This is a genomic window from Bacillus sp. AY3-1, from assembly GCF_008368785.1.
GTDB lineage: Bacteria > Bacillota > Bacilli > Bacillales > Bacillaceae_G > Bacillus_A > Bacillus_A wiedmannii.
On record NZ_QORZ01000011.1, the window covers coordinates 109,890 to 133,059 of the forward strand.

At 36.3% G+C, this 23,170-nt stretch carries 19 protein-coding genes and 1 riboswitch; of the genes, 12 read left to right on the plus strand and 7 right to left on the minus strand.

What is annotated here, in order from left to right:
• Nucleotides 1-8 precede the first annotated feature (8 nt).
• A riboswitch (Lysine riboswitch) is annotated at nucleotides 9-190 on the minus strand.
• 178 nt (nucleotides 191-368) lie between these two features.
• A complete protein-coding gene (gene gapN / locus DN389_RS07915) occupies nucleotides 369-1,808 on the minus strand; it encodes an NADP-dependent glyceraldehyde-3-phosphate dehydrogenase (protein ID WP_000213652.1) in 1,440 nt (479 codons plus the stop codon).
• Nucleotides 1,809-2,393: 585 nt separating this feature from the next.
• Between gapN and DN389_RS07925 the strand changes: the two genes are divergently transcribed.
• The 5 genes from DN389_RS07925 to DN389_RS07950 all read left to right on the plus strand — a co-directional run bounded on the left by DN389_RS07925 (nucleotide 2,394) and on the right by DN389_RS07950 (nucleotide 8,668).
• On the plus strand, nucleotides 2,394-4,154 hold the full coding sequence (locus DN389_RS07925) for an ABC transporter ATP-binding protein (RefSeq protein ID WP_098802200.1): 1,761 nt from the start codon (nucleotides 2,394-2,396) through the stop codon (nucleotides 4,152-4,154).
• On the plus strand, nucleotides 4,151-6,151 hold the full coding sequence (locus DN389_RS07930; RefSeq protein ID WP_149236999.1) for an ABC transporter ATP-binding protein: 2,001 nt from the start codon (nucleotides 4,151-4,153) through the stop codon (nucleotides 6,149-6,151). The genes DN389_RS07925 and DN389_RS07930 overlap by 4 nt, the downstream gene beginning before the upstream one ends.
• Before the next feature lie 271 nt (nucleotides 6,152-6,422).
• A complete protein-coding gene (locus tag DN389_RS07940) occupies nucleotides 6,423-7,220 on the plus strand; it encodes an amino acid ABC transporter substrate-binding protein (RefSeq protein WP_000732851.1) in 798 nt (265 codons plus the stop codon).
• Nucleotides 7,207-7,905: an amino acid ABC transporter permease gene (locus tag DN389_RS07945; protein ID WP_033657688.1), complete on the plus strand. Its 699-nt coding sequence runs from the start codon at nucleotides 7,207-7,209 to the stop codon at nucleotides 7,903-7,905. Before DN389_RS07940 ends, DN389_RS07945 begins: the two co-directional genes overlap by 14 nt.
• A 28-nt stretch (nucleotides 7,906-7,933) precedes the next feature.
• A complete protein-coding gene (locus DN389_RS07950) occupies nucleotides 7,934-8,668 on the plus strand; it encodes an amino acid ABC transporter ATP-binding protein (protein ID WP_149237000.1) in 735 nt (244 codons plus the stop codon).
• A gap of 51 nt (nucleotides 8,669-8,719) precedes the next feature.
• Here DN389_RS07950 and sasP read toward each other — a convergent pair whose 3' ends face one another.
• Nucleotides 8,720-8,923, minus strand: a complete 204-nt coding sequence (sasP, locus tag DN389_RS07955; RefSeq protein WP_000013339.1) for a small acid-soluble spore protein, SasP family — start codon at nucleotides 8,921-8,923, stop codon at nucleotides 8,720-8,722.
• Nucleotides 8,924-9,361: 438 nt separating this feature from the next.
• Here sasP and DN389_RS07960 point away from each other — a divergent pair, with 438 nt between their 5' ends.
• Entirely contained in the window at nucleotides 9,362-9,607 is a 246-nt protein-coding gene (locus DN389_RS07960) for a hypothetical protein (protein ID WP_000510463.1), read from the plus strand.
• A gap of 16 nt (nucleotides 9,608-9,623) precedes the next feature.
• On the opposite strand, the gene DN389_RS07965 is transcribed toward DN389_RS07960, so the two are convergent.
• Together DN389_RS07965 and DN389_RS07970 are read right to left on the minus strand one after the other, a co-directional pair.
• Nucleotides 9,624-11,084 (minus strand): YheC/YheD family endospore coat-associated protein, encoded by a 1,461-nt coding sequence (locus tag DN389_RS07965; protein ID WP_149237001.1) that lies wholly within the window; start codon nucleotides 11,082-11,084, stop codon nucleotides 9,624-9,626.
• 20 nt (nucleotides 11,085-11,104) lie between these two features.
• Complete coding sequence (locus DN389_RS07970; protein ID WP_088093055.1) at nucleotides 11,105-12,157, minus strand: YheC/YheD family protein; 1,053 nt, start codon at nucleotides 12,155-12,157, stop codon at nucleotides 11,105-11,107.
• 134 nt (nucleotides 12,158-12,291) lie between these two features.
• On the opposite strand from DN389_RS07970, the gene DN389_RS07975 reads away from it, so the two are divergent.
• Nucleotides 12,292-13,428, plus strand: coding sequence for a DUF445 domain-containing protein (locus tag DN389_RS07975; RefSeq protein ID WP_142343545.1), 1,137 nt, complete (start codon nucleotides 12,292-12,294; stop codon nucleotides 13,426-13,428).
• A 143-nt stretch (nucleotides 13,429-13,571) separates the two neighbouring features.
• Nucleotides 13,572-13,928 (plus strand): YlbF/YmcA family competence regulator, encoded by a 357-nt coding sequence (locus DN389_RS07980; RefSeq protein ID WP_087985757.1) that lies wholly within the window; start codon nucleotides 13,572-13,574, stop codon nucleotides 13,926-13,928.
• Nucleotides 13,929-13,969: 41 nt separating this feature from the next.
• On the opposite strand, the gene DN389_RS07985 is transcribed toward DN389_RS07980, so the two are convergent.
• Complete coding sequence (locus DN389_RS07985) at nucleotides 13,970-14,566, minus strand: NDxxF motif lipoprotein (RefSeq protein ID WP_149237002.1); 597 nt, start codon at nucleotides 14,564-14,566, stop codon at nucleotides 13,970-13,972.
• A 24-nt stretch (nucleotides 14,567-14,590) separates the two neighbouring features.
• The gene (locus tag DN389_RS07990) at nucleotides 14,591-15,148 is read right to left on the minus strand and encodes an HAAS signaling domain-containing protein (protein ID WP_149237003.1); all 558 of its coding nucleotides are present in this window, start codon (nucleotides 15,146-15,148) and stop codon (nucleotides 14,591-14,593) included.
• 399 nt (nucleotides 15,149-15,547) lie between these two features.
• Between DN389_RS07990 and alsS the strand changes: the two genes are divergently transcribed.
• Together alsS and alsD are read left to right on the plus strand one after the other, a co-directional pair.
• The gene (gene alsS / locus DN389_RS07995; RefSeq protein WP_149237004.1) at nucleotides 15,548-17,236 is read left to right on the plus strand and encodes an acetolactate synthase AlsS; all 1,689 of its coding nucleotides are present in this window, start codon (nucleotides 15,548-15,550) and stop codon (nucleotides 17,234-17,236) included.
• A gap of 16 nt (nucleotides 17,237-17,252) precedes the next feature.
• Nucleotides 17,253-18,011, plus strand: coding sequence for an alpha-acetolactate decarboxylase (gene alsD / locus DN389_RS08000; RefSeq protein ID WP_149237005.1), 759 nt, complete (start codon nucleotides 17,253-17,255; stop codon nucleotides 18,009-18,011).
• 152 nt (nucleotides 18,012-18,163) lie between these two features.
• Here the strand turns inward: alsD and DN389_RS08005 are convergent, their stop codons facing one another.
• On the minus strand, nucleotides 18,164-18,781 hold the full coding sequence (locus DN389_RS08005; protein WP_149237006.1) for a DNA-3-methyladenine glycosylase: 618 nt from the start codon (nucleotides 18,779-18,781) through the stop codon (nucleotides 18,164-18,166).
• 134 nt (nucleotides 18,782-18,915) lie between these two features.
• Between DN389_RS08005 and DN389_RS08010 the strand changes: the two genes are divergently transcribed.
• Together DN389_RS08010 and DN389_RS08015 are read left to right on the plus strand one after the other, a co-directional pair.
• The gene (locus tag DN389_RS08010) at nucleotides 18,916-19,788 is read left to right on the plus strand and encodes a Cof-type HAD-IIB family hydrolase (RefSeq protein ID WP_149237007.1); all 873 of its coding nucleotides are present in this window, start codon (nucleotides 18,916-18,918) and stop codon (nucleotides 19,786-19,788) included.
• 385 nt (nucleotides 19,789-20,173) lie between these two features.
• The coding region (locus DN389_RS08015) for an MSCRAMM family protein (RefSeq protein ID WP_149237008.1) at nucleotides 20,174-23,170 on the plus strand (2,997 nt) is incomplete at its 3' end.

Below are 23,170 nucleotides of genomic sequence, written 5' to 3' on the forward strand. Positions count from 1 at the left end.
ACGACATACCTCTCGATAGCTCTCCACAAACGAAACGTTTGTGACAGTTCTGCACTTATTAAATGCAGACCCAGCAAGCGTGCATGGTGGACACAACTTACTTCGGCAATCATTCCTTTCTCATTCCTTCATCAATGCCACTACATCTCCTGAAACGATACTCTTAATGATTGCAACCTCTACCTCACCGAGATACGAATGAGGATTTAAATATTAAATTAACGTCTTTAAGAGTAACAAATGAATTTTTATACGTCAATGGATATAGTAATAATCAGATTATAGAGAAGAGTTTGTGATTAGGAATGAATAATTATTTGATATAAAAAGAAGCTGATCCAAAATTAGATCAGCTTCTACATATAAGATTAAACGAAGTTTAATACAGTTACTTTTTCACGTGTCATAGACTCAAGGCTCTTACGAATACCTTGTGCGCCCATACCTGAACCTTTTACACCGATGAATGGGAAGTGGTCAGGGCCGCGCTCTGTGCGTCCGTTAATTTGAACAGAACCAGTTTCGATTTTGTTAGCAATTGCAAATGCTTTGTTAATGTCTTTTGTGAAGACACTTGCTTGTAAGCCGAACTCTGATTTGTTAGCAATTTCAATTGCTTGCTCATCTGAAGAAACACGGATGATTGGAAGGATTGGGCCGAATGGCTCTTCCCAAGCAACTTTCATTTCTTCTGTTACGTGGTCGATTAATGTTGGGTAAATTAAGTTACGCTCACGTTTGTTACCGATAACAATTGTTGCACCTTTTTCTACAGCGTCGTCAACTAAACCTTGAACGAAGTCAGCAGACTTGTCGTCGATTAATGGAACGATTGTGCTATCTTGTTCTGGAGATCCAACTGATAGTTCAGCTACTTGCGCTTTTAATAAGCTAACAAGCTCATCTGCTACGTTTTCGTGTACAAGTACACGTTTAATAGCTGTACAACGTTGACCAGAGTAAGAGAATGCACCGCTTACGATATGGTTTGCAGCATCTTGTAAGTCAGCATCTTCACGAACGATACCAGGGTCTTTACCACCAAGTTCTAATACAAGTGGAATCATTGCAGCTTTTTTCGCTAAATGTTTACCTGTATTTGTACCACCTGTGAACGATACCATATTGATGCCTTCGTGTTCTACTAAGTAGTCACCAATTACAGAACCACGTCCTGTAGCTACGTTTACAAGACCTTTTGGAAGGCCAGCTTTATGTAGTGCTTCAACCATTTTAATACCACTAATTGCACCTTGAGTTGCTGGTTTGAAAATAACAGCGTTACCCATAATTAATGCTGGTGCAAGTTTTGCAGCAGATAAGTTTACTGGGTAGTTAAATGGTGCGATTGCTAATACAACACCAAGTGGTGCGCGTTGGATGATCGCAAGTTTAGATTTCGTTCCGCCAGGGAAGCTATCGCCCATCATGCTTTCTCCGTGCATATGAAGAGCTTCTTCAATCGTGTAACGAATGAAATCAGCTGTACGAACAACTTCTTTCTTCGCATCTTTATATCCTTTACCGACTTCTTTCATAATGATATCGGCAATTTCATCTTGCATATTTACGAGCTCATCAGCCCATTTATATAAATATTTTGCGCGATCTTGTAGAGAAGCTTCCGCCCATGATTTTTGAGCTTCTTTTGCAGATGCAATTGCTTCATCTACTTCTCCGCGAGTAATTGCTTGTACTTGTCCAATTACTTCGTGTAAGTATGGAGATGGAATTTCGATTGTTTCTCCTGAAGAGGTTTCTCTCCATTCTCCGTTTAAATAAAATTTGTACGTATTGCTAGTTGTCATGATTAGTCCTCCTAAAATAGCAACTTGTAAGAGTGAGTATAAGGTGATTGTAGGGTGTTTGGTAACATTTTTCAAATGAAATGTTTGTGAAAACGATTTCTTATTCTTTTTTTATTTTGTATGCCCTTTCTTACAGAAGATTCCCTTATTTCAAAATGATGTAGCGTATATTTTTATTCGGTGTGTAAAAAAACAATTGACAGAATACTCAATAAAGTTGTAAGATTATAAATGGAAAATAAATGAAGGGGGTGTGCGTAATGATTGTAATCGTAAATGTAATGGGCTTAGCTCTGTCAAATGGCAGAAAACATTCATATCATTACGCAACCCGTGCGGATATATAAGGCATCTTTGTCTTATAAAAAGCGTACGTTGCGTATATCGTAACGTACGCTTTTATGCATTTTTGTGCATATCGTCAAGCGGCGGTATGCTTTTTTTTGTTTTCCACGTTACTATATAAAACTTTGGAAGGTGGAAAAATGTGATGAGATTGTATGGATTACGAAATGTAAATGTGATGGATCTGGATAGTGGGTAAAGAAATGAGAGTGAAACGAGAACGAGAAGGGAGAGGTTACATTGTTATCAGTATTACTAAAGCTAAAATGGTTTTTTAAAGAGCATTGGAAGAGATATAGTATCGCCATTGGAGCTCTTTTAATTGTGAATATAGTTGAAGTCATTCCCCCGAAAGTGTTAGGGGTTACGATTGATAATATAAAAACAGGAACGTTAACGAATGCGGCGATTATGCAATTTATTCTTATTTTAATAGGGGTTACGGTAATTGGATATGGTCTTACTTTCGTTTGGCAACATCAGCTTTTTGGTGGAGCATTCGTACTGGAGAAGACGATGCGCTCTAAATTTATGGGGCATTTACTTAAAATGAAACCGACGTTTTATCATAAAAATCGTACTGGTGATTTAATGGCGAGAGCGACAAATGATTTAAAAGCAATCGCTATGACAGCTGGTTTCGGTATATTAACGCTCGTGGATTCGAGTTTATATATGCTTACGATTGTCTTTATGATGGGATTTACAATTAGTTGGGAGCTTACATTTGCGGCACTTATACCGCTTCCGATTATGGCGTATGCGATGAATATATATGGAAAGAAATTGCATGAAAGATTTACAGTTGCGCAAGATGCATTCGGAGATATGAATGATAAAGTACTTGAATCGATTGCTGGTGTGCGCGTTATTCGTGCATACGTACAAGAGAATGCAGATGAGGGAAGGTTTCATCATTTAGGAGATGACGTCTATGAAAAAAATATGAAAGTAGCGAGAATTGATGCATTATTCCAGCCGACGGTGAAAATGCTTGTTGGCCTTAGTTATTTAATCGGTTTAGTGTACGGCGCGTATCTTGTATTTCAATCAAAGGTAACACTTGGTGAACTTGTTTCATTTAACGTGTATTTAGGGATGATGATTTGGCCGATGTTTGCAATTGGCGAATTAATTAATGTTATGCAAAGAGGAAACGCTTCGTTAGACCGTGTGAATGAAACGTTAGCGTACGAACCGGATGTAAAGAATCCGGAAAATCCAAAGCTTGTACAAGAGCCGGATTATATTCAGTTTGAGGATGTTTCCTTTTCATATCCTTCATCGACTGGAGAAAATTTGAAAAAGGTTTCGTTTACATTAAAACAAGGGGAAACGCTTGGGGTTGTTGGAAAAACAGGAAGCGGAAAAACGACGCTCGTACGTCAGCTTCTTCGTCAATATCCGCTTGGAGATGGGGATATTGCAGTCTCTGATGTGACGTTAGATAAAATAACGAATGAAAATATACTCGGGTGGATTGGGTATGTACCTCAGGAACATATTTTGTTCTCAAAAACAGCAAGGGAAAATATTTTATTTGGAAACCGAGAAGCGACGGAAGAAGAACTCGAGAAAGCAATTGAAATTGCGGCGTTTAAAAAGGATTTAGAGTTTTTACCAGAAGGGTTAGAAACGCTCGTTGGAGAGAAGGGTGTTTCTTTATCGGGAGGGCAAAAACAAAGGATCTCGATTGCGCGAGCTGTTATTCAAAATCCGGAAATATTAATTTTGGACGATTCTTTATCAGCTGTTGATGCTCGTACGGAGGCAGCAATCATTGAAAATATAAGAACAGAAAGAAGCGGAAAGACGACAATTATTACGACGCATCGTTTATCTGCCGTACAACATGCGGATTGGATTCTCGTTATGGATGAAGGTGAAGTAATAGAAGAAGGTACGCATGATCAGCTTATCAAAAGCGGAGGCTGGTATGCGGAGCAGTTTGAAAGACAACAAGGTGAAAGTGAAAGTGCGGATAGTGGGGTGAAAATATGAGTGTTTCAAAACGATTGTTTCAATATGCGATGAAAGTGAAAGGGACGATTTTTGCAGCGATGCTAATGTTATTTATTTTCGTCATCGCAGAGCTTGCTGGTCCTTTCGTCGCGAAAACGATGATTGACGATCATATCGTTGGAATAGAGAAACCGTGGTATGAAACAGAAAAGAGTGAAGAGGCTGTTTCGTATAATGGCACCTTCTATAAGCGAAGTGATCGCTTTGGAGAAGGGGAGAAAAAAGGAAAAGAAGTACGTGTGATGCAAGTTGGTTTTCAATATTATTTTGTACCGAATAAAGTAAATCTGGAAGGATCACGTACTGTAAAAGGTGATATGATTACCGTTCAAAATGGTAAGGCGGTGCAAGTGTATAAATCGAAAGCATTAACGAAAGAAGAAGTGTTTGCGTTTTATAAACCAGAAATAAACCCCCTATTATTACTTGGTGGTGGTTATTTCGCTTTATTAGTAGTTGTCTCATTATTTGCATACGGAAAGCAATTTTTCCTACAGAAGGCAGCGAACAAAATTATTCAAATTATGAGGGAAGATGTCTTTTCTCATATTCAAACGTTGCCGATTCGTTATTTCGATCATTTACCAGCAGGGAAAATTGTATCGCGTGTAACGAATGATACGGAAGCCATTCGTGATTTATACGTAACGGTACTGGCGACATTCGTTTCTAGTATCATTTATATTATTGGGATATTCGCTGCGCTATTTTTACTCGATGTAAAATTGGCGACGTTATGTTTACTTATTATCCCGATTTTAATTGTTTGGGCAATTCTTTATAGAAAGTATGCGTCTGTATACAATCATAAAATGCGCTCACGTTTATCTGATATTAACGGAACAGTGAATGAATCTATTCAAGGGATGCCGATTATTCAAGCGTTTCGTCAAGAGCGTGAAACGAAGAAAGAGTTTGAAGAACTAAATGGCGATTATTTTAAATATCAAAATAAAATTTTGAATTTAAATGCAGCAACTTCTCATAATTTAGTGTCTGTATTAAGAAATATCGCTTTCACAGGTGTGATTTGGTATTTCGGTGGTGCTTCATTAAGTGCTTCAGGCGTCATTTCTCTAGGGATACTGTATGCGTTCGTTGATTATTTAACACGATTGTTCTCGCCAATTACAAATATGGTAAATCAGCTTGCTAACTTAGAACAATCGCGTGTTGCATCAGAACGTGTTTTTGAATTGTTAGAGGAAAAAGGGGAAGCAGTAGAAGAGGAACGTATGCCTCGCTTACAAGGAAATGTAAAGTTTGATAATGTGTCGTTTTCTTATAATGGAAAAGATGAAGTGCTAAAAAATATTTCTTTTGAAGCGAAACAAGGAGAGACAGTGGCACTTGTCGGTCATACTGGATCAGGAAAAAGTTCCATTATGAATGTACTCTTCCAGTTTTACGAGTTTGAAAAAGGGAAGCTTACGATTGATGGTCACGATGTAAAAGAGATGCCGAAACAAGCAACGCGTGAACATATGGGAATCGTACTGCAAGATCCGTTTTTATTTAGCGGGACGGTCGCTTCTAATGTAAGCTTAGAGAATGAAAAAATTTCAGAAGATCGCATCGTAAAAGCATTGCGTGATGTTGGTGCTGAACGGTTTGCGAACAATATAGATGAAGAAATTACGGAGAAAGGAAGCACACTTTCAACCGGAGAACGTCAGCTTATTTCGTTTGCTAGAGCACTCGCTTTTGATCCAGCCATTTTAATTTTAGATGAAGCAACGTCTAGTATTGATACAGAAACAGAGGCGATGATCCAACAAGCGTTAGAAGTTGTGAAAAAAGGAAGAACGACATTTATTATCGCTCACCGTCTTTCAACAATTAAAAGTGCAGATCAAATTATTGTGCTTGATAGAGGAACGATTTTAGAAAAAGGCTCTCATGATGAACTAATGAAAAAGCGCGGGCGTTATTACGATATGTACAAAACGCAAATGGAAGGAAACCAGAGCGCTTAATATGTATGGAGGAGAACTTGTGATTTTCACAAGTTCTTTTTTAGTGAATCAGGGCTGTTAAATAAGAAGTATTGTTTTACCTTTTTCTTTATAAATGCTATATTAAAAAATGTTACTTATTTTTTGTATGTAGCGTTATTTTCCCCTTTTGTTTGATTATGAAGAAAAAGGATAAACTAAATAAGAACATTTTCATTGAAAAATTGTTCAAGATTGCATACAATCAATATAGTTTTTAAATTCCTATCAGAATACTTGGAGGATTACCATTATGAAAAAATTATTTTCAGTACTTGCAGTAACTACATTAGCGATCGGGATTGTAGCGGGCTGCGGTAAAGAAGAGAAAAAAGATACAGCTAGTCAAGATGCGTTACAAAAGATAAAACAAAGTGGTGAACTTGTAATTGGAACAGAAGGTACATATCCACCGTTCACATTCCACGATTCAAGTAATAAATTAACTGGGTTTGACGTTGAATTAGCAGAAGAAGTTGCAAAACGTTTAGGTGTAAAACCTGTATTTAAAGAAACACAATGGGATAGCTTACTTGCTGGTTTAGATGCAAAACGTTTCGACATGGTTGCGAATGAAGTTGGTATTCGTGAAGATCGTCAAAAGAAATATGACTTCTCTAGCCCATATGTTTCATCTTCAGCGGTATTAGTTATTGCGAAGGATAAAGATAAACCTGCTACATTTGCTGATGTAAAAGGATTAAAAGCAGCACAATCTTTAACAAGTAACTATGCAGATATTGCTAAGAAAAATGGTGCAGAAATCACGAATGTAGAAGGCTTTAGCCAAGCTGCAGAATTATTAAACACTGGACGCGTTGATTTCACAATTAATGATAAATTATCAGTGCTAAACTATTTAGAAACGAAAAAAGATGCAAAAATTAAAATTGTAGATACAGAAAAAGAAGCGTCACAAAGTGGATTCTTATTCCGTAAAGGTAGCGACAAGGTAGTACAAGAAGTAAATAAAGCGTTAGAAGATATGAAAAAAGATGGTACGTACGATAAAATAGCGAAAAAATGGTTCGGTGAAAATGTATCTAAGTAGTGCGTTGGTTTCAGATCGATTGTCTACTTGGATAGATATTATGCAGTCTTCCTTCATGCCTATGCTGAAGGAAGCTGTATTTACGACAATTCCATTAACGCTTATTACATTTATTATCGGGATTATACTTGCGACGTTAACAGCGCTTGCACGTATTTCAGGTAGTCGTATTTTACAATGGATTGCTCGTATCTATGTATCTATCATTCGCGGAACGCCACTTCTTGTACAGTTATTTATTATTTTCTATGGTCTTCCAACTCTTAATATTGAAGTTGAGCCATATACAGCAGCAGTTATTGGATTTTCGTTAAATGTTGGTGCGTATGCATCTGAAATTATTCGTGCTTCTATCCTTTCAATCCCGAAAGGACAGTGGGAAGCAGCTTACACAATTGGGATGACATACCCGCAAGCATTAAAACGTGTTATTTTACCGCAGGCAACGCGAGTATCTATTCCGCCGCTTTCGAATACATTTATTAGTTTAGTGAAGGATACTTCATTAGCATCGTTAATTTTAGTAACAGAAATGTTCCGAAAAGCGCAGGAAATTGCGGCAATGAACTATGAGTTTTTAATTGTTTATTTCGAAGCAGGTCTAATTTATTGGGCAATTTGCTTCTTATTATCTATTGTGCAACAAATATTAGAAAAACGTTCAGAACGTTACACTCTAAAATAACCCTTTCATAAAAGGAGTTTTTGTTTTTATGATTTCAATTCAACATTTACAAAAAAGTTTCGGAGATAATACCGTACTAAAGCATATAGATTTATCAGTTGAGAAGGGGGAAGTTGTTGTTATTATCGGCCCATCTGGATCTGGTAAAACGACATTCCTGCGTTGTCTCAACGTGTTAGAAACGCCGAACGATGGTAATATTCGCATCGGTAATAAAGAGCTCGACTTCTCTCAAAAAGTATCGAAGAAAGATATTGTCAATCTTCGTACGCAAACAGGTATGGTATTCCAGCACCATAATCTATTTCCGCATTTAACAGCACTTCAAAATGTAATGGAAGGGCTCGTTACAGTGAAAAAGATGGGGAAAGAAGAAGCGAAGAAAAAAGCAAACTATTTCCTTGAAAAAGTTGGTCTTGCGGATAAAGTAGACTTATATCCGTTCCAATTATCAGGCGGACAACAACAGCGCGTTGGAATTGCTCGCGCGCTTGCGATGGAGCCGGAAGTATTACTATTTGATGAACCGACGTCAGCACTTGATCCTGAACTTGTTCAAGAAGTTCTGAAAGTAATGAAAGAACTTGCTAAAGAAGGCATGACGATGGTTATTGTAACGCACGAAATGCGCTTTGCACATCAAATTGCGAACCGTGTTATTTTTATGGATGGCGGTGTCGTTGTCGAACAAGGTACACCAGAAGATGTATTTACAAATCCAAAAGAAGAACGTACGAAGAAGTTTTTACAAATGTTGCAATAAATGAAGGAAGGTCTCAAGGCATATGCCTTGAGACCTTTTTGCCATATATATTTATTTTTGGAATCCGCCAAGGCTTTGCTCAGCCATTGCAACTAGACGTTTTGTAATTTCTCCACCAACAGAACCGTTAGCACGAGCCGTAGAATCTGCTCCTAATTGTACACCAAATTCTTGAGCGATTTCGTACTTCATTTGGTCGATTGCAGCTGTTGCTCCTGGTACTACTAATTGATTTGAAGAATTTTGGTTTGCCATAGGAATATATCCTCCTTAGAGTTATAAAAATTTTTTTTGGTTGGACTAGCTGGATTTGAACCAGATTATCGCCCCGTTTGGCGCTAATCCATCGGTAATTAAGTTTGTACTCATAGTATGGATGTTACCTAGAAAGATATACGAAATAATAATTTGTAAATTTTGTAAAAAATCTTAGTGATTTCGTAAATTATGAAATAAGAGTAATCGTTGTATTTTTTAGAAAGAAGGCTAAACTAAGAGCGATATGAAATATGTTTTTCTTCTTGTATCCCGCTATTGTGGGGCAAATCATTAACTTCTTATTTATGACTTACTAAAATTAAATCGGTAGCAACTTTATAGTTCTATTTTAAGTAGGGGGGACAGGACGCTCCTATGCACGGCTAGATGCTCTCTTCAATCTGCTTGTAAATGATAACGTATGGAGGAATCGTGATGGGAATTTGCCCGCTTTGCAACGCATTAGAATCACAAACATATTCTTGTCAAAATTGCCAAGGTATACTCCAAGATTATGGAAAAACTGTAGATTACATAGACGATTATAGTGCGTATATGGATCAAGAATTATTAAGTGCAGTAGATGGTTTAACACATAGTAATTCACAAGAGTACTGCAATCATGTTTTTTATTGCGGGATGTGTAATGTGGAAACAGAGGTTGTAGTGAAACTTGTGTAAATAGAAAACTTCCACCTTATGAATGAGGTGGAAGTTTTTGTTTTTGTATTTGTGAGTGAATCATAGGGGATGGGATATGTTCGTTGTTTGATGGAGTTCTGGATTTTATTTGAGACATTTTTTCTTTTGCATCGCGCAAAGAATGTTCAGTTAAGTAGATGGCATATTCGTAAAATAATTGGCGCGTCAGTTCACTTTGTTCTTTTAACTTTTCATCTTGGAATACAGTTCGCCCAGGTTTAGAGTTTGCTTCAAAGAGCCACGGGTTTTCCTGCGTGTCTAAACCGATATCAAAACCAATTTCTCCAATATTTCCGGTTACTTGTTCATCGAGCGCGTAACTGATTTGTAAGGCTGTATGTTTTAATTTATTTTCAATTTGAACTTGTTTCGTTGAATCTGGAAAAAGTTCTTGCAGTAATTTTGTATCGCCACCGCTATTTACATGCGTTGTTAAGCTACCTTTGCCAGCAATTTTTGCAACGATTGCACTGACCATCCATTGGCCGAAATGATTTTTATTTGTATGAATGCGAAAATCAACAGGTTGCCCATCGAAGCGAAGTAAGGAAATACCTTGTTGTACGATAAATTTTTTTAAATCATGTCCTTTTAACACATGGTTCAGAAGCGTTTCTAACGATTGGTACTTTCTTAGTTTATTTTCTTCATTTTCGCGATAACGACAGTAGTAGCAATTCTCTGTTTGAGAATAAAATAGTTGATGAATATTTCTACCGAAGCTGCCGTGAATCGGTTTCATGTAAACAGATTTATACGTACCGAGAAATCGTTCTACTTGTTCGAAGTGTTGAAATGTTTCTGTGTTTGGTAATAAAGGCATAATGGATTCATCTTTCACAAGAAGTTGATGCACTTCCCATTTATTGAAAAAGCCTGGGTTAAACCAAGGAATGGAGTAGTCATGCTCTAACTTTCTTTTTGCTCTTACGATCGGTTTATAATTTTCGGCTTTACGATTTGGTAATCGATCGTAAATGACATTCGGTAAAGGGACTTTTTTCTTTATCCACTGTTCCTCTTGAAAGAAATATCCTTCAATTGTTTCGTCTTCCCAGTTTATATGTTGCACACCAAAAACGAATACAAATGGTCGCAAGGTGAATGGTGGCGTTAGTAACTCGCCAAGAGAAGTTGAACGGTTTCCTAAAGGATTAGAAGAGTCATCGTTAAAACCAGTTGTAAAAATCCCGATTAATGGTCCGAAAATAATGGTTTCATTTTGTGTGAATGCATGAATGGTAGTGGAATGAGGAAGTAAAAGTTTCTCTGCAATTTGTTTTCCAATAATGATTTCGCGAGTAAAGGAATAATGAATTTTCACCTCTTCACTTGCAACATGGCGTACGCCGAAGGAAAGGGATGTAATGGGTGGTGTAATGGAAAAAATGTAAGGTAAAGTAATACTATTTGGATTCTCATCTGAAATGTTTAATGTATATATGTGCTCTTTCAAAATGGTGTTACCTCCTTTCATTATGGTGTGAAGCGACTAAACTTTAGTGGTCCGTGATATATTTTTTCGGCAAGTGCATCACTATGACGAATGTAATGTTCATACGGGGGAATCGTGTTGACATACATAAGCCAAATTGCCCCTTTTTGATCCATAATGGTGGAAAGCTCTAGCTCGAATAACGAAGAATAAGATTCATCTAATGTTTGAAACACTTCATTTATAATGTCATGTAAAGCGTCTTGTAATAATTGTACACCGGTACTAGATAGTACGTATTTAATTTTTGAAAATGAATGCAGTGTAGCATCTTCAGTTGCCGAAAGTAAAAGTTGATTCGGAAATGAGCTTTTTTGTATAAATTGGCCGATAGCAGTCCACTTCTGTTCTTTATTTTTTTGCAAAATGGTTCGAATATGGAGTGGGTATGTTAATTGATTTGGTGGTTGCAGCATTGTATGGGTGATGTAACGTGCTGATCGTATGTTGGATTTGTACCAAGATATAAATTCATCTGTCCGTTTGATTGGAGTAGAAGTATGATAGTCATCATTTATCGTATCGATATGAAACGTTTTGCTTTTATAAGTGATCCGGTACAGACTTTCATTGGAATGTGTGTTAGTAGGCCGTATAATAATATCTTTTGTTTTTAATAACAGTTTGAAAATGTTTTGTATCGTTGCTATTTCAAATTTTGGTATATAAGGAGATAATTTTTTATTCGTGAGAAATAAATCATGTAGTTCGCTTAAGTCAATAAGTGTGTTATTTAAAAAGGTAGTGGTAGGACGGTTGTGTAATGAGTGAATAATTGATTTTGCTTTGTCGAAGTCTGTTTCCTCGTTAAAAGAAGAACGATCGTAAATATAAGAAGGAATAGGGAATATTTGCTCTTTCCATTTTCCTGTATCTGTATCATAAATAAGACCAGAGACAAGGTCTGTTTTAGGATCAATACCAAATGGCGTAAACTGGGCAACGACATTATGATAAAGCCGAGCGCGTTTAGCGATTTCGGTGTAATACATTTGCTCATAATGAGGGTGAGAAGTTAAAATACCGAGAACCAACGAAATCACTCCTTTACTAACAAAATGTTGGCATAATAGGCATAGCTATATATTGCAAATACGTTTTTATACCATTATACTTTTGTCCGTATGATGATATGCTATAGTTTTGGAGAAGCGAAAGGTTGATTGTAATGAATATATGGTTAAGTATGTTAACGACGACAGGGCTCGGAGCGATTATTGGGGGATTCACAAATCATTTAGCGATAAAAATGTTATTTCGTCCTCATCGTCCTATTTATATTGGGAAGTTTCAAGTTCCATTTACACCAGGGTTAATTCCGAAGCGCCGCGATGAGCTTGCTGTTCAATTAGGAAAAATGGTTGTCGAGCATTTGTTAACACCAGAAGGAATCGGAAAGAAGCTAACAAATGAAGAGTTTCAAAAAGGTTTAATTCAATGGACACAAGTAGAAGTGGATAAAGTAATTACGAATGAACAGTCGTTACGACATATGTTAGAAAAATGGAATGTAGCGTATGTAGAAAAAGAAGCGACCGGGAAAATCGAACATGTGATTACAGAAAAAATAGAGGCATTTTTAGCAGAGTATTATACATATACATGGGAACAGGCTTTACCTCATTCTGTTCATGAAAAAATAGAGAATACGATCCCAAATGTCTCGGCATTTATTTTAGAGCGAGGAATTAGTTTTTTTGAAAGTGAAGAAGGAAAAGCACGTCTTTCAAAAATGATTGATGATTTCTTTGCTTCTAGGGGAACGCTGCTTAACTTAGTCGGAATGTTTTTAGGGAATGTAAGTGTAGTGGATCGTGTGCAGCCAGAAGTTATTAAGTTTTTAGGGCAAGATGGCACAAAGCAACTTTTAACTGACGTACTGCAAAAAGAGTGGGAAAAGTTAAAAGGAAGAGATGTAAAAGAAGTAGAAACGTTTGTAGAAAAAGAAATGATTGTAAGCTCCATATTGTCAGCGGTTAAAGTTGAAGAAACAGTGAGTAAATTTTTAAATCAATCTGTTCAGCAACTATGTGCACCAGTTCGAGAAACAATTATGGAAAAGGTAGTCCCAAGTGCAGTAACGAAAGGTTTAAAGTGGGGGACAGAAAACGTAGAAAGTATATTAAATAATCTACATCTTGCGGAAATTGTCCAGCAAGAAGTGTCTACATTTTCAACAGAGAGACTAGAAGATTTAGTTCTGTCCATTACAAAAAATGAGCTGAAAATGATTACGTATTTAGGTGCCTTATTAGGCGGAATGATTGGACTCGTGCAAGGGCTATTACTGTTGTTCCTTATGTAGTAAAGATAAGTACATAGAAATAAAAGTGAAATTTCTTCACATCTCTTGCATAGTTTGATATGGTAAGAAGAGGTGCGTATGTAAATGCACTGAAAAGGCAGTGCGCATGACAAGTGCTAGCCTTCTAAAGGAGGAAAAATAAAATGACAAAAAACATTCATGATGTTGCATATGAATTACAAAAAGCAATCGCTGAAAACGAAGATTTCCAAACATTAAAAGCAAGCTACGCAGCAGTACAAGGTGATGCAAATTCAAAGAACTTATTCGATGAGTTCCGCACAATGCAACTTGGCCTACAACAAAAAATGATGCAAGGTCAAGAAATCACTGAAGAAGATAACCAAAAAGCACAAGAAGTTGTAGCTCGCATTCAACAAGATGCTAAAATCACAAAGTTAATGGAAACTGAACAACGTTTAAACCTTGTTATCACTGACGTTAACAAAATTATCATGAAGCCACTTGAAGAATTATATAACGCGCAACAACAAGCGTAATAGTGGAAGACGCCCCTGTATAGGGGCGTCTTTTTTGTTTTTTATTTGTGGAAATACTCCGTTTCAATATTCTTCGCCTTCAAAAATGTTTCAATTTCTTTTTGCTTTCTACCATTAACCTTCTCAAAGCGTTTTGTAAAAGAAAAATCAGTTTTGAATAAGTTACCATCTTGCGCGAGTTTATCTAATTCTTGCTCTAGTTCCACTGAAAGTGCCGTAGACGCTGAAATGTAATCATGAATTTCCTTCGAAGGCTGTTTGTAATCATCAGGAATCGTATTGTTACTAATAAAATTAAGGAAATTCGCATCGTTTTGTTGCGCTAAATCTACTAGTTGTTTTAATTTCTTCCGATCGGATTCCGTGACTTCCTCGTCAGACATGGCTGACGAAAGTGGAACGATGTTTTCGTATAACTCTCCGCTATAATTTAAATACGTTTTTATATTTTGTTTCATTTCGTCTTCGTTAATCGTTTCATTCTTTTTTGAGGAAGTGAATATAGTTTCTGGAATTTTTATCGTTACATCTTTAATAGATTGTACATCGTTTTCTTCCTTATGTTGTGCACTGTTTGAACAAGCTGATAGAAATAAAATTGTAAGTAACATGAGTAGATATAAAGTATAATTCTTCATTTTAATCTCCTTTTATATTCATTATTATCTTTGTAAAATAGCTATATTCCATTTCAAATACTTTACTAAAGTTGCGTATAGATGTTTCACCATTTGGTAACATATGACGGATATGAGTAAACCGCTGCAAAAAGCGATGAACACATTGTAAACATCGGAATAACTGATTTGATGAAACCCTTTAAAAAATCCTAACCCTATTAATAAAATAGGTGAAATGATTAATAGTGGAGTAGCAATGATAAGTGCTAGAAGAATCGGTAATAAAAAGAGTAGTACGAAAAAGGCGATAATGATAAAGGTAAAGTTTAAAACATTTAAGCTCATAACAGAAAATAGTGCGGTTATCATATTTTTGAAGCTTCGTTTCTTGTCAGCATTGCTTATTGCATAGGAAACATTAAGTTCTTTAGCGATCGTTTTAGGGTTTCCTAGTTTTCTAGAAATTTCTTCTTCACATTTCCCATCTTGTTTACCACTGATAAAATGAGTTTCGTACTCTGAAAGAATATCTTTCTTTTCTGCATTAGGCATATTCCGCAGGGAAGAATTAAGTTGTTCCAAAAATTCATTTTTCTTCATAACAATCACTTTCCTTTATAGAATGATGGATTAAAGTTGAGAATGCTATATTTTGAAAGGGGGATACGAATTACAAAGTGTGTTCCAATTAATGGGTATTCCAATATTTACAAATATATCATTTACTAGTGTTCTTTGCAAGGTACTGTTATGTTTTTAATACTGTGACAAGATGGAAGTTTTTTGTACATTTTTAGAGAAGTTTTAAAAATATTATTTTAGGATAAATAAAGGGTTGTAAGCGCATTCCTTTGCGGTTGTCAAAATAATGTTAAATTCATATTGTTGGAAAAATAATGCATTTGTAATATAATGATAAATAATACTTCACCACATTAATTAACTAGGTGAAATTAAAAATCTTTATTACACACATTATGAAATAAAGGAATGATTAGTTTGAGTACAGGTGTAAAAGCAAACGACGTGAATACAAAAACAAAAGGAGCAGATCTTGTTGTTGATTGTTTAATTAAACAAGGTGTTACACATGTTTTCGGTATTCCAGGAGCGAAGATTGACTCTGTATTTGATGTACTGCAAGAAAGAGGACCAGAGTTAATTGTTTGTCGTCATGAACAAAACGCAGCATTTATGGCAGCTGCTATTGGTAGATTAACAGGGAAACCGGGCGTATGTCTTGTAACTTCAGGACCAGGGACATCGAATTTAGCGACAGGTCTTGTTACTGCGAATGCGGAGAGTGATCCCGTTGTTGCTTTAGCTGGTGCAGTTCCACGTACGGATCGATTAAAACGTACGCATCAATCTATGGATAATGCTGCACTATTCGAACCAATCACAAAATATAGCGTAGAAGTAGAACATCCTGATAATGTGCCAGAAGCACTATCAAATGCATTCCGAAGTGCGACTTCCACTAATCCAGGAGCTACTTTAGTAAGTCTTCCGCAAGACGTTATGACTGCGGAAACGACTGTAGAGTCTATCGGTGCGCTTTCTAAGCCACAGCTTGGAATCGCTCCCACACATGAAATTACATATGTAGTAGAAAAAATAAAGTCAGCGAAATTACCAGTTATTTTACTCGGTATGAGAGCGAGCACAAATGAAGTGACGAGAGCCGTTCGCGAATTAATTGCAGATACAGAACTTCCTGTCGTTGAAACATATCAAGCAGCTGGTGCAATTTCGCGTGAGTTAGAAGATCATTTCTTCGGCCGCGTTGGATTATTCCGTAACCAACCAGGTGATATTTTACTAGAAGAGGCAGACCTTGTTATTTCTATCGGTTATGACCCAATTGAGTATGATCCGAAATTCTGGAATAAACTTGGAGACAGAACGATCATTCATCTTGATGATCATCAAGCGGATATCGACCATGATTACCAACCAGAGCGTGAATTAATTGGTGATATTGCTTTAACAGTAAATAGCATCGCGGAGAAATTACCGAAACTTGTATTAAGTACGAAATCAGAAGCAGTGTTGGAACGATTACGTGCGAAATTATCAGAACAAGCAGAAGTTCCAAACCGTGCTTCAGAAGGTGTTACGCATCCGCTTCAAGTGATTCGTACACTTCGTTCTTTAATTAGTGACGATACAACCGTTACATGTGACATCGGTTCACATTCTATTTGGATGGCAAGATGTTTCCGTTCTTATGAACCACGTAGATTATTATTTAGTAACGGTATGCAAACGTTAGGTGTTGCACTTCCTTGGGCAATTGCTGCTACTTTAGTTGAACCGGGCAAGAAAGTTATTTCCGTGTCAGGTGATGGTGGTTTCTTATTCTCTTCGATGGAATTAGAAACAGCGGTACGTTTAAACGCACCGATCGTACATCTTGTATGGAGAGACGGTACGTATGATATGGTTGCGTTCCAACAAATGATGAAATACGGTAGAACATCAGCTACAGAGTTTGGCGATGTCGATCTTGTGAAATATGCAGAAAGCTTCGGTGCAAAAGGTCTTCGCGTTAACACGCCTGATGAATTAGAAGGTGTATTAAAAGAAGCACTAGCAGCAGATGGTCCTGTCATTATTGATGTTCCAATTGATTACCGTGATAACATTAAATTAAGTGAAAAATTATTACCAAACCAATTAAACTAATGGAGGCATGATTGAGATGACTGTTGCACAATTCATTGATATTGATGCAAAAAGAACGAAAATGAGTAATGAAGTATATCAAACATCTACAATGCTTGCGCTATTAGATGGTATATATGATGGTGTAATTAGCTTTGAGGAATTGAAAGAACGTGGTGATTTCGGCATCGGCACATTTGATCAATTAGATGGTGAAATGATTGCATTCGATAATGAGTTTTATCATTTACGTTCAGACGGTTCAGCAGAAAAAGTAGAACCGGAAGAAACAACACCGTTTGCGACTGTAACGTTTTTTGAAAAAGAAATGAGTTATACAGTAGAGCGCTCGATGAATCGTGAAGAAATTGAGGCATTATTACATGAATTAATGCCAAGTAAAAACTTATTTTACGCGATTCGAATGGACGGTACATTCCGTGAAGTAAGAACGAGAACTGTTCCAAGACAAGAAAAACCGTATACACCGCTCGTTGAAGTGACGAAATCACAACCAATCTTTTCATTTAAACATACAGAAGGTACGCTTGCTGGATTTTGGACACCAGATTACGCGCAAGGTATTGGTGTAGCTGGTTTCCACTTGCATTATATTGATGATGAAAGAAGCGGAGGCGGACATGTTTTCGACTATGTTGTTGAAAACTGTACGATCCAAATTTGTCAAAAAGCTCATATGCATTTAGCACTTCCAGAAACAGCTGATTTTATGGCAGCTGAATTATCGAGAGAAAACTTAGAGGATAATATAGCGACTGCGGAAGGCGCGGAGTAAAAGGGAGAGACTGTTCCATTGTGGAACAGTCTTCTTTTATTAATATTGCTTGTCGAATCTTTGATATATTTTGAGTTATGATAGATATATTTGAAAAATCGTTGATATATTGTAAGTTACGATAGATATATTCGGAAAATCGTTGATATCGTTTATTTCCTTGAAACAAATGGGTGCTTCTTATAATAAAAACGCCACGGATAATGCACAGCTTCTTCTGCATAGTCGATATTAATACGAGGTCCTGCTGTTATTTTATATTGTGATGATATGTGTTCTTCTTCTGGGACGAGTTCAATATGTAATGTATCACTTTGTAATGATACACCTCGTTCTTCTAAAGTAATTCCGAGGGCACGGCATAGTTTGCCAGGGCCGTTCGTTAAATTTTTATACTGCGCTTTTGTAATGTCGGTTTTGTTGTAGCGCGCTAGTTTTATTTCTTCTATTCCATCTACTGGCTCAAGGGCTCGAATGAGAACACCCTGTGGGGTGCCAACTGGCGCTGTAATGACGTTAAAACAATGATACATACCGTAAATCAAATATACGTAAGCATGTCCTGGTGCACCAAACATGACTTCTGTGCGATCTGTTCGTCTCCCGCCGTAACTATGTGCGGCCTTATCATCGGGACCTTTGTATGCTTCTACTTCTACAATGATTCCGCTTCGTTTTATTCCATCTACAGTATGTACAAGTTTTTGTCCGAGTAATTTCTTTGCGACTTCTAACGTATCGCCTTCATAAAAGGAAGGTGGTGCTTGCATTGTACTATCTCCTTTACTGAGTGTATATGTATATAGTAAACCAAATTTTCAGTAGTAATTCTAACTCGTTCTATTTGCTACATTTATTTCATAAATTATGGATAGAGTACAACAGCGAAGAGGGGGAGTGCGACATGATTTATCGCTTACTAGCTCTTAACATAGATGGGACACTACTATACAACAACGGAAAAATTGCAAAAGGATTAAGAGAAACAATTGAATTTGTGAAAAGAAAAGACGTATACGTTACATTATTTACGAGCCGTAATTTTCAGTCTGCTCATAAAGTAGCAAAGGCGTTAAAATTAGATTCTATATTAGTGACACACGGTGGTGCTTTCGTTTCAGCAACGTTAGATAAGCCGTACGTTCAAAAAAGATTATCTGAAGAGAAGACGTTTAACATCGTGCAAGTATTAGAGCACTTTGATTGTAACGTCCGCATTTCTCATGAACGGTTTTCAATCGGAAATCGGGAGAGGAATACACCAAACTTAATTGCGCGTACTGTATTATCGAGTGCAGATCCGTTATTTTATCCAGTTCAATTTGTAGACTCATTAGGTGATGCGCTTCGTGATCATCCAGTAGCGGCTCCGAAAATTGATGTGGTTTTCCAAAGTAAAGGTGAAAAAGAACGAGGGCTAAATACATTACGAAAAGCATTCCAAGATATAGAGTATGTTGAGTGTGATTCAAAACGAATAGAAATCTTGCCGCAAAATGTATCAAAATTACGCGGATTACAATTGCTTGGAGAGCATTTAAATATTTCGCTAAACGAAATGGTTGCGATTGGAGATAGTTTAGAAGATCTAGAAATAATTGAAAATGTAGGGCTCGGAGTAGCAATGGGAAATGCACCTGTAGAGCTAAAACAAGCAGCTGACTGGATTACACGTTCAAATAGTGAGAACGGTGTAGAGTATATGATTAAAGAACATTTCCGTAAGCAATTTCCGCTTCCATTTTTGAAGAATCATAAAAATACACCGAAACGATGAAAGAAAAACGTAGCTTTTTGGCTACGTTTTTTTGTTGAACGTATTAAAAAGAATGAAAACGTTTTAGATTATGAATTGTTTATGAAATCTATACAATTCACTTGAATACTCTGGGAAAATATTGTAGAGTGAGTGATGTTGCCAAAATAGTTACACCATATGAAATATTCTCCAGGTTAATGTTATTGAGCTCCGTATGCAAAAAATACTTCCGCATGTTAGTTTCGTTTACATATTATTTCAAAAATGAATTGTAGTAATTTTATTAAGCAGTTGTAGAGTTTCTTGTTTTTATTTAAATGGATGATTTTAAGTTATTGTGAGTAAGGCTTGGTACATATGAAAGATGCTTTTTTGTTTGGTTTTAGGAAGTTTAAAAGGGGGAATGAATTTCTTGAGGAAATCATTTAATCAAAAAATAAAAAAATTAAGTAGTAGTTTTATAGTTGTGTTACTAGTATGTATGAATTTTTTAATCCATTTACCGTATAAAGCGGAGGCAGCTACAACAGAGTTAAAAGGTTTAGGTGATGTATCTTATTACAATGCAATCATTTTTGGAGATCATAGTGCAACGAGTGCGGATATTGAGGGTGCGATGGCTGTTCAAAAAAATATGAATGCATCAAGTTATACAGTCCTAGCGGCTGCAACAGGAGCACATAACTTAGCTGGAGCAACATGGGTAGAGGAAGGATATCCATCATTATTACTAGGTGGTCAATTTACGAAAGCGGGAACAGGACAAGTAATTATTCAAGATGGAACAGTGGCGATGACAAAAGATGGTGATCCAGAAGGTGCAATGAAATCATCATATGACCGTATCTCATATAAAGAGCAAGCCGAGATTGATGCTAAATTTAAAGAGTTTAGAAAAGACGTTGATAGTGTAATTGAGGATGCGGGCCAATTACATACTGATAAACCAAAATCGGGTATGACCTTTGGGATCGGTGAAGATGTAAATAATCCTAATATCTATGTCTCTTCAGGATTAGAAGGGCAAGAACCATTCAATGTAAAGGATGTTTATCTTCCAAATGTAAGTAACAAAGATTTTATTGTTATTCATTCAGATGCAGAAGAAGTTAATTTTGGTGGCGGTGCAATCCTGTATGATACGACAGATAAGGGCGGGTTCACATTAGTTAATACCTCTCAAGCATATGACCCTAATTCCTTCTTTACTGAGTTAGCTAGTAAAGTCATTTGGGTGTTCCCTAATGCTAAAAAGATAACAACTAAAGGATATGGTGTAGTAGGAAGTGTATTTGCACCTAATGCAGTTGTAGATACAAAGGGTGGATCTATTAACGGACAAGCCTATGTTGGTGGATTACACCAAAGAGATGGATTTGAGGTTCATAATTTTAAATTTAACTGGCAAAAGTGGAAAAAGCCAGCAGCTGAAAAAGGAAATTTACAAATTAAAAAAGTTGATGAAAACGATGAAAACATTGTTTTAAAAGACGCAAAATTTGATGTTATAGACAAAGATAATAATGTTGTGGCTACTGTTACAACAAACGAAAAGGGTATTGCGGAAGTTAAAGATTTACCATTTGGTGATTATTTTGTAAAAGAAATTAGTGCACCAGAGGGATATATAAAAGTTGATACACCAGTAAAAGTAACAATTGATAATACAAACATAATTGAATTTGTTATGAAGAATACGAAAAAAGTAGAAAATGGTCAATTTAAATTATTGAAAAAAGATAGTGAATCTGGTCAACTTTTACCAGGTGCAAAATTTGATGTTATAGATAAAGATGGGAACGTTGTCGAAACAATTATTACAGATGGTAAAGGTGAAGCTTTATCAAAACAACTTCCAGTTGGAACATATACATTAAAAGAAGTTGAAGCACCAAAAGGTTACGAACTATCATCTAGTTTAGTTCATGTTGATGTAGCTGCTAATAATACAGTGACTGTAGATGTGTTGAATAAAAAAATTGTTGAAAAAGCTACAGGTCAATTCGAAATCGTAAAAGTAGATGCAAACGATAAAGCGAAAGTATTATCAGACGCAGAATTTGAAGTGTACAAAGATGGTAAAAAAGTAGAGACGTTACGAACAGATAAAACAGGTAAAGTAATCTCTCAGAAATTAGAGCCAGGAACATACACATTAAAAGAAACGAAAGCACCACAAGGATATAAGTTATTAAAAGAAGAAATTGAAGTCGTTGTGGAAGCAAACAAAGTAGTACAAGTACAAGTAGAAAACGCAAAAGAACTAGGAAGCTTACAAGTAATCAAAAAGGATGCAGAGAGTGGAAAAGTTCTAGAAGGTGCAGAATTTAGACTGAAGAACGAAAATGGTCAACTAGTTGGAGAGGCGAAAACAACGAATAAAGACGGCATTGTGAAATTCGAAAACTTAGTGCCAGGTAAGTATACGTTAGAAGAAACGAAAGCGCCAGAAGGCTACAAAGCAGTAGAAGTAACAGTAGAAGTAAACGTAGTAGCAAATGAAGTAGTAAAACAAGAAGTTATGAATGAAAAAGTAACAGGTCAATTTGAAATCGTAAAAGTGGATGCAGAAGATAAAGCGAAATTATTATCAGATGCAGAATTTGAAGTGTACAAAGATGGTAAAAAAGTAGAGACGTTACGAACAGATAAAACAGGTAAAGTAACCTCTAAGAAATTAGAGCCAGGAACATACACATTAAAAGAAACAAAAGCGCCACAAGGATATACATTATTAAAAGAAGAAATTGAAGTCGTTGTGGAAGCAAACAAAGTAGTACAAGTACAAGTAGAAAACGCAAAAGAACTAGGAAGCTTACAAGTAATCAAAAAGGATGCAGAGAGTGGAAAAGTTCTAGAAGGCGCAGAATTTAGACTGAAGAACGAAAATGGTCAACTAGTTGGAGAGGCGAAAACAACGAATAAAGACGGCATTGTGAAATTCGAAAACTTAGTGCCAGGTAAGTATACGTTAGAAGAAACGAAAGCGCCAGAAGGCTACAAAGCGATAGAAGTTACAGTAGAAGTAAACGTTGTAGCAAATGAAGTAGCGAAACGAGAAGTATTGAATGAAAAAGTGAAAGAAGAAATTACAGGTCAATTAGAAATTACAAAAGTAGATGCTAATGATACAGGTAAAACATTAGCTGGCGCAGTGTTTGAAATTTGGAAAGATGGAACAAAAATAGACACATTAACAACAAATAAGAATGGTAAAGCAATTTCTAAGAAGTTAGAACCTGGAGATTACATTTTAAAAGAAGTTCATGCACCAGAAGGATATAAATTATCTGATAAGGAAATTAAATTTAAGATTTCTAATGAAAAAGTAGAAGTTAAAAATCTTGAAATTACAAATGAAAAAGAACAAGAAAAAGGTCCAGAAAAACCAGGCGAAGAA

What these genes read in the sequence shown, in the direction of transcription:
- gapN (WP_000213652.1), bottom strand. Translation starts at nt 1,808, where the DNA reads ATGACAACTAGCAATACGTACAAATTTTATTTAAACGGAGAATGGAGA.
- DN389_RS07930 (WP_149236999.1), top strand. Translation starts at nt 4,151, where the DNA reads ATGAGTGTTTCAAAACGATTGTTTCAATATGCGATGAAAGTGAAAGGG.
- DN389_RS07940 (WP_000732851.1), top strand. Translation starts at nt 6,423, where the DNA reads ATGAAAAAATTATTTTCAGTACTTGCAGTAACTACATTAGCGATCGGG.
- DN389_RS07945 (WP_033657688.1), top strand. Translation starts at nt 7,207, where the DNA reads ATGTATCTAAGTAGTGCGTTGGTTTCAGATCGATTGTCTACTTGGATA.
- DN389_RS07950 (WP_149237000.1), top strand. Translation starts at nt 7,934, where the DNA reads ATGATTTCAATTCAACATTTACAAAAAAGTTTCGGAGATAATACCGTA.
- sasP (WP_000013339.1), bottom strand. Translation starts at nt 8,923, where the DNA reads ATGGCAAACCAAAATTCTTCAAATCAATTAGTAGTACCAGGAGCAACA.
- DN389_RS07960 (WP_000510463.1), top strand. Translation starts at nt 9,362, where the DNA reads ATGGGAATTTGCCCGCTTTGCAACGCATTAGAATCACAAACATATTCT.
- DN389_RS07975 (WP_142343545.1), top strand. Translation starts at nt 12,292, where the DNA reads ATGAATATATGGTTAAGTATGTTAACGACGACAGGGCTCGGAGCGATT.
- DN389_RS07980 (WP_087985757.1), top strand. Translation starts at nt 13,572, where the DNA reads ATGACAAAAAACATTCATGATGTTGCATATGAATTACAAAAAGCAATC.
- DN389_RS07985 (WP_149237002.1), bottom strand. Translation starts at nt 14,566, where the DNA reads ATGAAGAATTATACTTTATATCTACTCATGTTACTTACAATTTTATTT.
- DN389_RS07990 (WP_149237003.1), bottom strand. Translation starts at nt 15,148, where the DNA reads ATGAAGAAAAATGAATTTTTGGAACAACTTAATTCTTCCCTGCGGAAT.
- alsD (WP_149237005.1), top strand. Translation starts at nt 17,253, where the DNA reads ATGACTGTTGCACAATTCATTGATATTGATGCAAAAAGAACGAAAATG.
- DN389_RS08005 (WP_149237006.1), bottom strand. Translation starts at nt 18,781, where the DNA reads ATGCAAGCACCACCTTCCTTTTATGAAGGCGATACGTTAGAAGTCGCA.
- DN389_RS08010 (WP_149237007.1), top strand. Translation starts at nt 18,916, where the DNA reads ATGATTTATCGCTTACTAGCTCTTAACATAGATGGGACACTACTATAC.